This is a genomic window from Gimesia benthica, from assembly GCF_009720525.1.
GTDB lineage: Bacteria > Planctomycetota > Planctomycetia > Planctomycetales > Planctomycetaceae > Gimesia > Gimesia benthica.
The window spans coordinates 6,892,939-6,907,248 of sequence record NZ_CP043930.1 but is presented as its reverse complement, the minus strand read 5'-3'; the positions used below and the strand labels follow the sequence as shown (position 1 = coordinate 6,907,248).

Below are 14,310 nucleotides of genomic sequence, written 5' to 3'. Positions count from 1 at the left end.
CCATGATTTAAAGTCGCTCACTTGAGGCTATCCATGTTGAAATTTTCTGATAAATTCCTGTTGGCTACTGCCTGCCTGCTGCTGATTCTCCCGCAGTCAGTCCCGGCTGCGGAAGCGCCCATTGATTATTCAAAACAGGTCGCTCCCCTGCTCCGCAAATATTGTGAAGGCTGTCATACAGCAGACGATGGGGAAGGAAAATTCTCGACAGAGACTTTCACTGACCTACTGAAAGGGGGAGAACACGGCCCTGCGGTCCTGCCGGGTGACAGTCAATCGAGTCGCCTGATCCGCATGATCAAGGGCGAACTTAAACCGGTAATGCCTCCGGAAGACAGCGGCGAGAAACTGACTGATGCTGAAATCGCGGTACTGACAGAATGGATCAATCAGGGCGCTAAAGGCCCCTCAGGCAAGGAACCGTTGCGGATGGAATTGACCGTTCCTGAGATCAAACCGGCACAGGGAATCTCCAAACCGATTGCATCCCTGGTCTGGTCTCCTGCAAGCGACCTGATTGCCATCGCCCGTTTCTCGGAGATTGACCTGCTATCAGGGAAATCGAACAAACTGGTACGCACCATCAAAGGTCTGCCCGGTAAAGTGAATTCGGTTCGCTTCAGTAACGATGGCAAGTGGCTGATCACATCTTCGGGAACGACAGGGCTGTTCGGACAGGCGGACATCTGGGAAGTGGGTACCGGGAAAAAGCTTCACGAATTTGTAGGCCATAAAGATGTTCTCTATGCAGCACAGGTCAGCCCGGACCAGAAATGGCTGGCGACCGGAAGTTACGATAACAACATTATTCTCTGGGATATCGCAACCGGCAAAAAAGTCAGAACGTTAAGCGGGCACAACGGTGCGATTTTTGATCTCGCATTCAGCCCTGATTCGACGGCACTCGCGAGTGCCTCTGCAGATGCAACAGTCAAAGTCTGGCAGGTCGCCACGGGAGAACGGCTGGATACACTGAGTCAGCCTCTCAAAGAACAGACATCAGTGAACTTCAGCCCGGATGGGAACTACATCGTCGCTACGGGAGCCGATAACCGGATCCGCAAATGGCGATTTGTTTCCCGGAAGTCAGCACGAATCAATCCACTGGTGATTGCCCGCTTCGCGCATGAAAGCCCGGTGATTCAGATCACTTATTCCCCGGATGGGAAATGGCTGGCTTCCATTTCGGATGACCGTTCACTGAAAATCTGGGATGCAGACCAGTTGCAGTTACTGCATGTAATTGAAAATCTGCCCGCAATCCCCACGTCGGTCGCTTTCGCACCCGATTCACAGACAGCCATCGTGGGCTTCAGTAACGGACAGCTGAAACGGTTTACCCTGCCTGCCAGTCTGCCTGCAGGCAGGACCGGACAGATTATTGCCCGACAGTCCCCTGAAACAGATAAATTCACACCGATGGCTTCTGCTGAAACAGTGCAGATTAAAGAACAGGAACCCAACAACCAGCCTGGGCAGGCGACGCCTCTCAAGGGAGTCTCTGTCGTCGCCAGCGGTCTGATCAATGGCTCTCAGTCCGGACAGACCGATGTCGACCTGTACCAGTTCCAATCCAAAGCGGGCCAGGAATGGCTGATTGAAACCAACGCCGCCCGTAAGAAATCAAAGCTCGATTCCAAAATTGAAGTTCTGGATGCAGAAGGCAACCAGATTCCCCGCATCTTGTTGCGGGCGGTACGTGACTCGTATTTCACCTTCCGCGGCAAGGATTCCAACATCGTCAACGATTTCCGCATCCACAACTGGCGGGAGATGGAATTGAATGAGTACCTGTATTGCAACGGGGAAGTCGTCAAACTCTGGCTCTATCCCCGTGGTCCCGACTCGGGCTTCAACGTTTATCCGGGTCTCGGTCGGCGCTATACCTATTTTGGCACCTCGCCGATTACGCATGCATTACACGAACCCTGCTATATCGTCGATCCCTATCCTGCGGGAACCGAACTGCCTCCCAATGGACTCCCGGTGTTTACGATCTATTACGAGAACAACGACGATGGCAGACGCGAACTGGGAGATGACTCGCGACTGATCTTCAAAGCCCCCAAGGACGGCACCTACCTAGTGCGTGTCTCGGACGTGCGAGGTTTTCAAGGGCAGGATTTTCATTATGATCTGACAGTTCGTCCCCGTCAGCCCGATTTCAAAGTGACACTGAATGGAGCCAATCCCAAGGTCAACGCTGGCAGTGGACAGGAAATTGAACTGGTCGCCCAGCGAATTGATGGTTTTGATGGTCCGATCCGCGTGGACATTTCTGATGTTCCCCCTGGCCTGCATGTTACCAGTCCCATCATCATTCAGGCTGGTCACGACCGGGCTTATGGGACAATTTACGCCGATCCTGTTGAGGAAACGGACGGCCCCCTGGTTGCTCCTCGCCCATCGGATGCTCGATATAAGAGTGTAAACGTCTCCGCCACCGCGACCATCGTGGGCAAAGAAGTCAGCCATAATGTCAATCCTCTCGGCGTGGTCCAGGTTCAGAAGAAGCCGCGTCTGATGATTCGGATGGTTGCCCTCGATTCAGACGGATTGAGTATCGCAGGAGATCAACTGGCAGAAATCCCAGATAAACCGCTGGAGTTGACGATCCATCCAGGTGAAACAATCGCAGCCAAAGTCGTGGTGCTGAGGGATGGTTACAAAGGTGTCGTCGGCTTTGGTCGTGAATATGCCGGCCGAAATCTGCCACACGGCGTGTTTGTCGACAACATCGGCCTGAACGGTTTATTGCTGCTGGACGATCAGAGCGAACGAACATTCTACCTGACCGCCGCGAAATGGGTGCCTGAAACAACCCGGCTGTTCCACCTGCGTGCTGATCAGGAAGGCAGACAGACTTCCATCCCCGTCCTACTGCACGTCAAACGCAAAGAAAAACTGGCCGACCGATCGAACTGAGCTGACAACCATTTGAAAGCGACACATCCGGAGTCGATGGCCGTCTATCTGGTTCATTCAGGTAACGGCAGTGACGGATTGGAGCTCAGATCAGGCAGGGGAGCGTGAGGATAATCGACGGGCTGATAATGAATCGCCAGTTCGGGCGTCTGCAGTTTTTTTCCGCCCTGAAACCTTGAATTCAGAGTACGATCGAGGATCCCGCTGGTTAACAGCGTTCGCTCGACGGGATAACTGGGTTGTCCCGTATGGAACATGCGTTCGATGGCCTTCAGCAGGTAGGCGAAATGCGGATGCGCGGGTTCGGTACGTTCTTCGAACTGGGTCGCCAGCGGTTGTGGCTGACCTTTGAGCTTCAGGGCCACTGACGTTCGATTCACGGACTGCAGCATGAAGACGGCTCCCATGAACCCATCGTTGTATTGAAACAGGAACAGCCCCGCATCAGGATCTTTACGGACATCCCCTTCCCTGACTTTCGGCACCTCAGCGAGTGCCGCATCGAAGAGAGACTGCGAGACAATCCCCTGATCGAGTACGGCCCACATGGCATCTCCCTCCAGGTATTGAACCCATTTCACGCCTGTTTCTGCTCCCCGGCGGCGTTCCACCAGGCACTGAAAGCTCTCGAGGGCATGAATGCCATAGATGTCGAGCCCCGAGTAACCGATGCCGACCGCCGCTTCAATTTCAGACCCTGGGGGAACTTTGATTTCCGGTTTCCGATATGTGAGGGGCAGAGAAGAACCGGCCATGAAAGGGATTTTCATCTCCCGGGCACGATCATACATCCATTTGGCATCATTCCAGACCGGTCCGGGATGCTTATCATTGAAAACAGGTACAACCCGCTGATACTTGCGGAAGGTGTCGGTTATCTCTTTAAAAAAACGACGCCGCGGATAGAGCTGCTGACCTTTTTCATTGAAGGGGTAGTCACCGTGCTCCCCGATACTGATAACAGCATCCACGGGTATCTGATCACCACCCACCGTGACTGTTTTTTCGATCGTATCGAAAACAGGTATGCTATATTTTTCAGCCATCCGGCGAGAGAGGTCCCGATCAGAAACCTGATCTACATATAAAGATGACAGCTTCAGTGCAGGTCCCGGACCGCCGTCCTGTTTCCAGCCCTCCAGAATTTTCCCAATCAGCACATCAGCGTGAGTCCCTGGCTCATAAATGGAGATCACCGCTGCGACCGATTTTGGCTTCACCTGATTTTTCAAAGTCGCATAGCCACGTTGGGTAGAAACGCCACACGCGAGTGCAGCAGCACTGGCCAGCAAGTCCCGGCGTGTGATGTATTGTGAATCATTCATTGTTCCGCCTCAGCCCCGCATTGATTCAGACAGTTGTCCCGAAAGAAAAGTAGACTCCTGATTCCGGGATGGAAATCAGGAGTCTACGTCATAGCAAGATAAGTTAATCAGCAGTTGCGAAGTACTTCAATGGGGAAACAAGGTACTTCGCGCTGATTCTAGTCCTTCTTCTTAAACAGCTCGTGTTTTGAATTCCCACCAGATCGCAGGTAGGCGAGCAGATCAAGGGCTTCTTCCTTCGTCAGCGTATCCACCAGCCCGGTCGGCATCATGGATGATTTGGAAGGCATCATCTCCTCAACGCTATCGCGGTTAATTGATGCCAGATCACTGGGATTGGTCATATCAGTCAGCACCATCAGGTTTTTACCACTCAGGTTAATGACCCGCCCGTTGACAACGCGACCATCATCCAGAATGAACATGGTGGAGGCGTACTGATCGGAAATAACCTTGGAAGGTTCGATAATCGATTCGAGCAGGTTCTGGGCATTGAAACGCCCACCGACGCCGGTCAGGTCGGGTCCAATGGTTCCCCCTTCACCGGCAAACCGATGACATTTGAAACAGGCTGCCACAGCAAACATTTCACGGCCCCGTTCAAAGTTCCGCTGGCCATTATCGTTATTGGCTGCGTGTAACAGTTCATCAACGGTCCATTTTTTCACAACCGGTCTTGGCGGCCCCTGAGATACCGGTTCGGCTTTTTCCAGATTGATTTCCAGAACCGGCTTGAGGGCTTTCTCTTCCGCATCGGTCAGCGTTTTGATGGCTTCCGCACGGATGTTAACCAGGAACTTATCAAATGATCTCCCGCCCTTGTGAGCAATCGACTTCAGATACCATTCGAAATAACGCTTTCGCAGATCATTGTTCCAGCCACTGGCCAGACTGCTGAGTACCTTGGCATAGTGAATCTGCTCTTCCTGGGTCAGGGCTTTGTCCTGAAGTGCCAGAGTTCGCTCGATCACTTTCGGTGCGTTCAGATAAACCAGCAGACGACTGAGTTCCCGGTTCATGAAGACATCACTGGCAGGATAAGACTTGTCGATTTGCGCCAGGACATCAATCCGTTCCCGCTCGGTCGGTTCACCGAGTCTGATGAAGACGAGCTGATAGAGACGCAGCAGATCCATTTTCTCGGTCTGAGATAATGCTGCCCAGTCGAGGCCATTCAATTTTTCCAGCAGTGCGTGTTTCACTGCTGGTTTCCCATTCCGGGCCAGCGCGATCCCTGCATTGATCAGCGTAGCGGGATCCTGTTCGATCAACACACAGTTCTGCCACTGTTCGACAGGCTGATGTTCCAGGGCAATCCGGGCTGCAAAACGAATGTGACGATCGGCATGTCCCAGGTAAGGCCAGACCTTGTAAACAACTTCTTCGTTTTGATGTTCGTGATATTTTTCCAGATCACGACGCAGTGCCCGGTAACCGGCCAACTCGGCTGGAGTCGCCGACACGGGAGTCGTCGATTCTTTCCCGGTGTAGGTAATCCGGTACAGGCCGGACTGAGTGCGGCGTCCACCAATAGTAAAATAAAGCGCGCCATCAGCCGGATTGACAACCAGATCGGTAACCGGCAGCGGGGTTGCCGAGGCAAATTTTTCATAGGTCGCGACGTAAGACGCTCCCTCGGGTTTCATATGCACGGCGTAAATGATGCCGTAGCTCCAGTCGGAGATGAACAGCGATCGCTGGTACTTCGCCGGGAATTTGGTTCCGGTCCCGAAAACAATCCCTGTGGGCGAGCCCTGACCGATATTTACTACAGCCGGCAGACTGTCAGGATAGTAAGCGGGCCATTTGCCCGTTCCGGAACGCCAGCCAAATTCGCTGCCGCTGGTCACGTGATTGACGCGAGTCGGACGGTACCATGGAGATCCCACGTCCCATTCCATGTCGGCATCGTAAGTAAACAGTTCCCCTTCCGGATTGAAGGCAATGTCATATTCATTACGGAAACCGCTACTGACTAATTCAAACTCCTTCCCTTCCGGATCGGTGCGACAGATCCAACCGCCGGGTGCCAGTTTACCAGCAGCATGTCCGCGGGCATCCCACAGACGAGGCAGCAGCAGGTCTTCATCCCAGTTACGGGGAACGAGTGATTTTTCAGGGTTGGGCAGATCGGTATGGTTTCCGGCTGCGATGTAGAGTGACTTTTTATCGGGGGAGAGAATAATTGCATGAGGACCGTGCTCACCGGCACCTTTAATCTCACGCAGAAACTGCACATCATCGAACTGATCATCACCGTTGGTGTCTTTAAGACGATAGAGACCGGAAGGACGCTTATCCCCACCATTCACCACGGCGTACAGACTGTCGAAGGCATAGAGCAGACCGTGCGCCATACCCATATCGACATTCAGTTTTTCAACCTGGGTGTCGTTAGTTTTAGCACCAATCTTAGCCGGCGTGATACGATAGAGAGCACCGTATTGATCAGAGGCGATCAGACGACCTTTTGGATCGATGGTCATACTGACCCACGACCCTTCGACATCGGTAGGTACCGAGTAAAGTAACTCGACTTTGTAACCTTCGAGCAACTTGATCTGATCGACCGGGGTGGCAGTCGCAGAACGCGGTGGTTCAGAATCTTCCAGCGAGATCGACTCGATTTCTACCAGCCCCTTTCGGCTGGAAGGATCGAAGCGAAGTCCCGTCAGAGGAGAGTCAGCGTAAAATACAAAAGTCAGATCCTGCCAGTCTTTGTTATTTCCACGGGTATCGAACTTATCGGAACGTTCGTCGGCATACCCGTTTTTCTGTTCTGTTTTCCAGTAGAGTTCTCCACGCAGTCGATAGGGAGCCCGCAGACGGACTTTGACTTTCTTCCAGCCCGCCGGGGATTTGAGTTCGCGGCCAAAATGGGGATCTTTACCAGTGCTGTTTACCTGCAGCAGATTGTCTTTGACATCCAGAGTGCAGTCACGATAGGGAGTCCACCCGTGTTCTTTCTGTTTGAAGATCCAGACTTGAGTCGAATCGGGTGCGCTGGAATCTTTGGCCGCGAGCATGGCCTGGGAAACCAGCAGAACACTGGTAGCTATACACAATGTTTTGAGTGCTTGAATCACGTTGCTGCCCCTGTAGTACGTTGTAGGTTAGATGAAATATGAAGTTGAATGGGATTGTGCCATTGAACAGCGAGACTGATAGTCTGTTTCATCAGATCGTCTCCAGAGTTCAATCACACGGGAAGGTAAGCCTGTAACGGAGGAGAGAATGCCCCGGGTAGGCGATCTCTTATGATAACAGCCAATTGAAGCATTGAAAACCAGTCTGTATTCTTTTTTATTTATTGATTTGGCCCGGGTATACTCGATATTTCTACGAAATCATTGCATCATGTGACTGAGTCAATCATCATAATATCAGCATTTCATTCGACCTGATCTTACGCACAATAAATACAAGGAGCCTCACTTGATGACCTGTCGCGAACTGATTCGGAGCTGCACCCTTTTTGCAACTATCTTAAGTATTTCGATTCTGTTACCCGCCTGTAACCAGCAGAAAGGGAACGGTAAAAAAACGGTTGCCTTCGTCACAAACGGAGTCGACCCGTTCTGGGTGATTGCCCAGAGAGGTGCTGAAAAAGCGGGTGAAGACCTGGATGTGAATGTCGAAGTGAGAATGCCCCCCCAGGGTGTGGCGGACCAGAAACGAATGGTTCAGGAACTACTGGCTCAAAACGTCGATGGAATTGCCATCAGCCCGATTGATCCGGAAAATCAAAATGAGCTGTTAAAAGAAATCGCCGAGCGATCGATTCTGATCACTCAAGATTCCGATGCACCGGAAAGCCCACGTCAGTGCTATATCGGCATGGATAACTACACCGCCGGTCGCATGTGTGGAGAACTGGTCAAAGAAGCTCTGCCGGATGGAGGCGAGGTCATGCTGTTCGTGGGACGTCTGGGGCAGGCCAATGCCCGTCAACGCAGGCAGGGTGTGATTGACGAACTGATGGATCGCTCGCACGACGGTTCACGTTATGACGAACCAGGTGAGGTCATCAAGAATGACAAATACTCTATTATTGATACCCGTACGGACGACTTCGACCATCTGCAGGCCAAAGCGAATGCGGAAGATGCGATTGCCAAGTATCCCAATTTAAAATGCATGGTCGGACTCTTTGCTTACAATCCCCCGCTCTGCCTGGAGGCGATTCGTGACGCCGGGAAACTCCAGGAAATCAAGGTTGTCTCTTTTGACGAAAACGAAGCCAGCCTGCAGGGAATTATGGATGGTACGGTGGTAGGTACCGTCGTGCAAAACCCTTACCAGTACGGCTACGAATCGGTACGGGTTTTGAAAGCACTCGCCAACGGTGACAAGTCAGTGATCCCGGAAAACGAAATCCTGCATATTCCGGCTCGCAAAATCCGCAAAGACAATGTCGAGGAGTTCTGGACCGAACTGAAATCACTGCTCGGAGATTCACCGAAACAGGATCAGGATCAACCCGCAAGCGAATCCAAAGAAACCGGATCGGCCCCTGAGTCCAGCTCCTCAGAACAGCAGAAAGAACCGCAGAAGGATGAGTAGTCCTGCCACGACTCATCCGGCACCTCTTCTCGAAGTAGCTCAGATCTCCAAACAGTTTCCTGGCGTCAAAGCCTTGAGCCAGGTCAGCCTGTCGTTAAAACATGGAGAAGTACTGGCCGTCATTGGTGAAAATGGTGCCGGTAAAAGTACGCTGATGAAAATCCTGGCGGGTGTCCAACCCCCAGATTCGGGGAAACTGCTGATTGAAGGAGCAGAAGTCTCAATCTCCGACGTAGAGGCTGCGTTGGAGAACGGGATCGCCCTGATTCACCAGGAGTTGAACCTCTGTGAGAATCTGGACATCGCAGCCAATATTTTTCTGGGACGTGAGCCCGCTTCCTGGAATGTGATTAACCAGCAGCAGACCTACCTCGAATCCGAAAAACTGCTCAAGCAGGTAGGACTGAATCTCCCCCCGCAAACCCTGGTAGGGGACCTGACCGTCGGGCAGCAACAGATGGTCGAAATTGCCAAGGCTCTTTCGATCAATGCCCGAATCCTGATTATGGATGAACCTACCTCGTCCCTTTCTCTGCATGAATCGGAGGCCCTGTTTGACGTCATCCGCGAGCTGAAGGCGCGGGGGGTCAGTGTGATTTACATTTCCCATCGGTTGGGCGAGGTCAATGACCTGGCTGATCGGGTCGTTGTCTTACGCGATGGCGAAAACGCCGGCGATCTGGATCGTGCCTCAATCTCTCATGAACGGATGGTGCAATTAATGGTGGGCAGGAATGTCTCCCAGTTTTTTCCACATACGCCCCATGAACCCGGCCCGGTCGTTATGGAAGTCAAGCAGCTCCGCACACCCGCCTATCCATCCCACTTCATCAACTTTTCGATCAGGCAGAATGAAATCGTTGGGATTTCAGGACTGGTCGGAGCTGGTCGTACAGAACTGATGCAGGTACTCTTTGGCATCGACTCCCCTCTCAGCGGTTCCATCTCTGTGGCCGGACAGGAAGTGCAGATCAATTCACCGCGGGATGCAATCCGTGCCGGTCTGGCACTGGTGCCTGAAGACCGTAAACTGCAAGGACTGGTGCTGGAAATGGCAGTCCGCGAAAACATGAGTCTGGCCAGCCTGACGCGCGATCGAAAATCACTGGGTAGAATTAACTTCAATCAGGAACGCAACATCTCCGAAGAGATGATCGCGGCGATGAAGATCAAAACTCCCAGCGATAGTCAGATCGTGCAGTTTTTATCTGGCGGAAATCAACAGAAGGTCGTGCTGGGAAAATGGCTGGCCATGAATCCTCGTGTGCTGCTGCTCGACGAGCCCACCCGCGGCGTTGACATTGGGGCAAAGGAAGAAATCTACACACTGATGAATCAACTGGCCTCTCAAGGCATGGCGGTCCTGTTTGTCAGCAGCGATCTGGAAGAGATCCGCGGTATCTCTGACCGTGTGCTGGTCATGCATGAGGGACAAATGACCGGCGAACTCTCCCGCGATGAACTGAGCGAGGAGGCCATCATGCAACTGGCGACCGGCCAGACTCTCAGCCACAGTCAGACACAATGATCATCTAAGCTGAAATCATACCTGAGAATCAGAATCATGAAAAAAATACTGGGAATTTTAATCTTACTGATTGTTGTCTGCGGCGTAACTGCCATCTCAAACGAGAACTTTGTGTCTGCGTATAACATTCAGAATGTGACGCGACTCACATCCCTGTTTGGAATTATCAGTATTGGCGTCGCCTTTGTCATCATTTCCGGCGGCATTGATCTGTCGATCGGTTCGGTGATCTGCCTGATTGGAACCATGCTGCCATACCTGCTGGCCAAAGGGGTTCCCGTTCCGCTCGCCTTCCTGATCGTCGGCGCTCTCTCGATCTGTATCGGCCTCGCACATGGTTTACTGATTACCAAATTGAAACTGCAACCCTTTATCGTGACCTTGTGTGGCCTGTTGATTTATCGGGGTGTCGCCCGGGGGATTACCGAGGATCAAACCCAGGGCTTCGGTACGGCTCATGCGGGACTCCGCTATCTGGCAACGGGTAAAATCGATCTCCCCTTCATCGAAGGATTCAAGCTACCTGTGCCGTTCTTAATCATGCTCGGCCTGGCTCTGCTGGCTGCTTTCCTGTTGAATAAAACGATTTTTGGCCGCTATCTCAAAGCCATCGGAAACAATGAGGCAGCCGCCCGGTATTCCGGCATCAAAACCGATAAAGTTGTGATTACGGCCTATGTGATCTGCTCGTTTCTGGCGGGCATCGGGGGCATCCTGTTCGGCCTGGATATCAACTCGGTCCAGCCCGAGGGGATTGGTAATTTTTACGAACTGTACGCGATTGCAGCAGCGGTACTGGGGGGATGCAGTATTCGCGGCGGGGAAGGGACGATTCTGGGAGTGGTAATCGGTGCCGCTCTGATGCGGGTTCTGCGTAATTCAATCACCATGCTGGGGATTCCCTCCCAGCTGGAATTTGCTATCATTGGTGCAGTAATTCTGGTCGGCGTCGTCTCGGACGAACTTGTGAAACGTTATGCACAGAAACGCCGGGCGATCCAGCAGGCCAGACAAACATCGGGATAGTCGTTTCGAAAGCTTCGGAATCATCAGTATGATCACCTACGAATATTTTTGTGAATCAAACAACGAAACAGTTGAAGTCAGCCATCGCATGAGCGAATCGCTCAAAACCTGGGGTGAAGTCTGCGAGAAAGCAGGAGTCCCCCTCAACGGCACTCCCGCGGCAGCTCCGGTCGAACGTCTGATCTCAGGCGGATTGCTTTTCAAAGGAGAAAGCAGTAATAAAAAATCTCAACTTCCCATGGCCGATCCCGGCTGTGGACGATCCAATTGCTGCCGCCACCATTAATCTTCACATTTCCGCGTCATTGCATTGTGCTGCTGCCTGATGTGACTGTCACGACAAAAGGTATCCCGTGTCTCTCTTCCAGATAAAAAATGGAACGGTCTACGATCCAGCCAATGGAGTCAATGGTGAGGTCCGCGACCTCTGGATTCAGGATGGTAAGATCATCGACCGTCCCCTGGATGCAGACTCGTTCACCGGTAAAACCCTGGATGCCAGCGGCTACACTGTGATGCCGGGAGGGATCGATATGCACTGTCATATTGCCGGTCCCAAAGTGAACGCGGGGCGCAAAATGACGCCCGAGATGAAGCGGCAGGCTGCTCCCATCTTCCGCACAGAACAGACGCGTTCCGGCACAGGAGGCGTCGTGCCCAGTACCTTCGCCACCGGCTACCTGTTTGCCAGTATTGGCTATACCACGGCCATGGACGCCGCCATTCCAGGATTGCACGCCCGCCACGCCCATGAGGAACTGCAGGACACGCCGATTCTGGATAAAGGCTTCTACCTGCTGTTCGGCAACAATCATTTCGTAATGAAGCATCTGCGGAATCAGGATCAGAATGCGCTGGACTCCTATTGCGCCTGGCTGCTGGAATCGGCCAAGGGTTACACGATCAAAATCGTCAATCCTGGTGGCGTGGAAGACTGGAAACAGATCAGTCGCAAATCGATGTGGGAACTGGATGCACCCGTAGAAGGTTTCGGCGTGACTCCCCGCCAGATTGTACGCGGACTGGCAGGTACTGCCGACCGCCTGGAACTCCCTCACTCAGTGCATATTCACTGTAATAATCTGGGAATTCCCGGCAACTGGGAAACCACTCTGAACACAATGGAATCGCTCGAAGGGCATCGAGGCCATTTAGCACACGTCCAGTTTCACTCGTATGATGGCGATCCAAACGACCCGAGCAGTTTTTCCTCGGCTACCCAGAAACTGGTCGATTATGTCCAGTCACACGAAAACATCACGGTGGACGTGGGACACATCAATCCCGGGCTGACCCTCTCCATGACCGGGGACACGCCGTTCAGCCAGTTCCTGCACAACATCAATCGCAACAAGTGGTACACCGCTGATTGTGAACTCGAAAGCAGCTGTGGCGTAATCCCCATTGAATACCGACCGCAGCGGAGCCTGATTCATGCCGTCCAATGGGCGATCGCCCTGGAATGGTATCTGCTGATGGAAGACCCCTGGCGGGTTGTCATGACCAGTGATCACCCCAACGGCGGAGCCTTCTATCATTACCCCGAGATCATTTATCTGTTGATGGATAAAAGCTTCCGAGATGAATTCCTGTCACAGATGCCCGAAGCGATCCGCGAACGAAGTGTGCTGGCAGATCTGACACGTGAGTATTCGCTCTATGAAATCGCCATTATTACCCGGGCTGCCCCCGCTCGTGTGCTGGGCATGAAAGACAAAGGGCATCTGGGCACCGGCGCTCATGCTGACATCACAATTTACTCCCCGCAACAAAACCGACAGGAAATGTTTGAACGCCCCCGCTGGGTCTTTAAAGATGGAGAGATGGTTGTTGCCGATGGAGAAATTCAGGCGCACCATTTCGGACGCACCTTCTTCACCGCTCCTGAATTTGACCAGGAATTCCTGCCTCAGATCAAGGACTGGTTTAACGATAACTACTCAATCCGCTTTGGTAACTACCAGATCGATGAGGGTGAACTGCCGCTGGCTGAAAAAATAGCCTGCACACCCGAATAAACACCTCATCTCTATTCAAGAAACAAGGCAGTGCGGGTAGCAGGCTTCTCCAGTAACGTTAGATGGGGGAGATAGGTGGCATCGCTTTATCCAATGCCTTTTCGGATAAGACGTCTTCTTCCAAAGGCAGGAACTGCCCCTCATCCGGATTAAAATTGAATACCTCACCAGTTTCGAATTTATAAACCCAGCCGTGCAGCTTTAATTCTCCTCGGCCTACCGCAGCAGCTACCGAGGGGTGGGTTTTCAGGTTTTCAATCTGTACGAGTACATTTTCCTGAACGGTCAGAATCAGACGTTTTTCGGGGTCGGTAAGATGCCCGTAATTCTCATCCACGATCCGACGCGTACACTCGGCGTGTTCCAGATAACTTTTGACAGCAGGCATCTTCTCAATGAGCTCGGGATTGAGCAGACCTGACATGGCCCCGCAATGGGAGTGGCCACATACGATGATGTCTTTCACTTTGAGTGCACTGACAGCATACTCGATTGTCGCTGCTTCACCACCGTGAACCGCTCCATAAGCTGGTACAATATTACCGGCAGTTCGCTGAATAAACAGTTCTCCAGGTTTGGTCTGAGTCATGTAATTCGGATTGATTCTGGAGTCCGAACAGGTAATGAACAAGGCGAGCGGATGCTGCCCCTCAACCAGAGTTTCAAACAGCTTCTGGTCCTGGCTGAAATAGTTTCTTTGAAACTTGTGAATTCCATCGACAAGTTTTTGCATCTCATTACTCCCAAGATATTTAAATGTAGTTCAATTACCGCGGTAATGTAGTCAAAGGGAAGGTTTGATAAAACACCTTTTCTCAGACATTCTAGTCAGTCTCTCAGACAATAAATGTTGATTTCAGTATAATAAAATAAATGCGTGATAGGTGAGATAATCTTCTTATTCGATTACCACCCATCAAAAATA

9 protein-coding genes are annotated in these 14,310 nt (G+C 52.1%); 6 read left to right on the top strand and 3 right to left on the bottom strand.

Annotated elements, in window-relative coordinates:
• Positions 1 to 33 precede the first annotated feature (33 nt).
• Positions 34 to 2,925, top strand: coding sequence for a c-type cytochrome domain-containing protein (locus F1728_RS27045; protein WP_155366643.1), 2,892 nt, complete (start codon positions 34 to 36; stop codon positions 2,923 to 2,925).
• Between the two features lie 53 nt (positions 2,926 to 2,978).
• Here F1728_RS27045 and F1728_RS27040 read toward each other — a convergent pair whose 3' ends face one another.
• Positions 2,979 to 4,250: a hypothetical protein gene (locus F1728_RS27040; protein WP_228030367.1), complete on the bottom strand. Its 1,272-nt coding sequence runs from the start codon at positions 4,248 to 4,250 to the stop codon at positions 2,979 to 2,981.
• Positions 4,251 to 4,408: 158 nt separating this feature from the next.
• Positions 4,409 to 7,336 (bottom strand): c-type cytochrome, encoded by a 2,928-nt coding sequence (locus F1728_RS27035; RefSeq protein ID WP_155366642.1) that lies wholly within the window; start codon positions 7,334 to 7,336, stop codon positions 4,409 to 4,411.
• A 352-nt stretch (positions 7,337 to 7,688) separates the two neighbouring features.
• On the opposite strand from F1728_RS27035, the gene F1728_RS27030 reads away from it, so the two are divergent.
• From F1728_RS27030 to F1728_RS27010, 5 genes are all read left to right on the top strand, one after another.
• A complete protein-coding gene (locus F1728_RS27030; RefSeq protein ID WP_194242546.1) occupies positions 7,689 to 8,813 on the top strand; it encodes a sugar-binding protein in 1,125 nt (374 codons plus the stop codon).
• The gene (locus F1728_RS27025; RefSeq protein ID WP_155366640.1) at positions 8,806 to 10,341 is read left to right on the top strand and encodes a sugar ABC transporter ATP-binding protein; all 1,536 of its coding nucleotides are present in this window, start codon (positions 8,806 to 8,808) and stop codon (positions 10,339 to 10,341) included. Before F1728_RS27030 ends, F1728_RS27025 begins: the two co-directional genes overlap by 8 nt.
• A gap of 36 nt (positions 10,342 to 10,377) precedes the next feature.
• Complete coding sequence (locus F1728_RS27020; RefSeq protein ID WP_145187546.1) at positions 10,378 to 11,367, top strand: ABC transporter permease; 990 nt, start codon at positions 10,378 to 10,380, stop codon at positions 11,365 to 11,367.
• Between the two features lie 28 nt (positions 11,368 to 11,395).
• Positions 11,396 to 11,653 carry an FmdB family zinc ribbon protein gene (locus tag F1728_RS27015; RefSeq protein WP_145187548.1) on the top strand — a complete coding sequence of 86 codons (258 nt, stop codon included), beginning with the start codon at positions 11,396 to 11,398 and terminating at the stop codon, positions 11,651 to 11,653.
• Positions 11,654 to 11,720: 67 nt separating this feature from the next.
• Positions 11,721 to 13,385 (top strand): formylmethanofuran dehydrogenase subunit A, encoded by a 1,665-nt coding sequence (locus F1728_RS27010; protein ID WP_155366639.1) that lies wholly within the window; start codon positions 11,721 to 11,723, stop codon positions 13,383 to 13,385.
• A 58-nt stretch (positions 13,386 to 13,443) separates the two neighbouring features.
• Here the strand turns inward: F1728_RS27010 and F1728_RS27005 are convergent, their stop codons facing one another.
• Positions 13,444 to 14,118 (bottom strand): carbonic anhydrase, encoded by a 675-nt coding sequence (locus tag F1728_RS27005; protein WP_145441420.1) that lies wholly within the window; start codon positions 14,116 to 14,118, stop codon positions 13,444 to 13,446.
• Positions 14,119 to 14,310: the final 192 nt, after the last annotated feature.

Bases quoted from the DNA above. Each gene is read 5' to 3' on its own strand.
- F1728_RS27005 (WP_145441420.1), bottom strand. From the start codon at position 14,118: ATGCAAAAACTTGTCGATGGAATTCACAAGTTTCAAAGAAACTATTTC.
- F1728_RS27020 (WP_145187546.1), top strand. From the start codon at position 10,378: ATGAAAAAAATACTGGGAATTTTAATCTTACTGATTGTTGTCTGCGGC.
- F1728_RS27025 (WP_155366640.1), top strand. From the start codon at position 8,806: ATGAGTAGTCCTGCCACGACTCATCCGGCACCTCTTCTCGAAGTAGCT.
- F1728_RS27045 (WP_155366643.1), top strand. From the start codon at position 34: ATGTTGAAATTTTCTGATAAATTCCTGTTGGCTACTGCCTGCCTGCTG.
- F1728_RS27030 (WP_194242546.1), top strand. From the start codon at position 7,689: ATGACCTGTCGCGAACTGATTCGGAGCTGCACCCTTTTTGCAACTATC.
- F1728_RS27040 (WP_228030367.1), bottom strand. From the start codon at position 4,250: ATGAATGATTCACAATACATCACACGCCGGGACTTGCTGGCCAGTGCT.
- F1728_RS27015 (WP_145187548.1), top strand. From the start codon at position 11,396: ATGATCACCTACGAATATTTTTGTGAATCAAACAACGAAACAGTTGAA.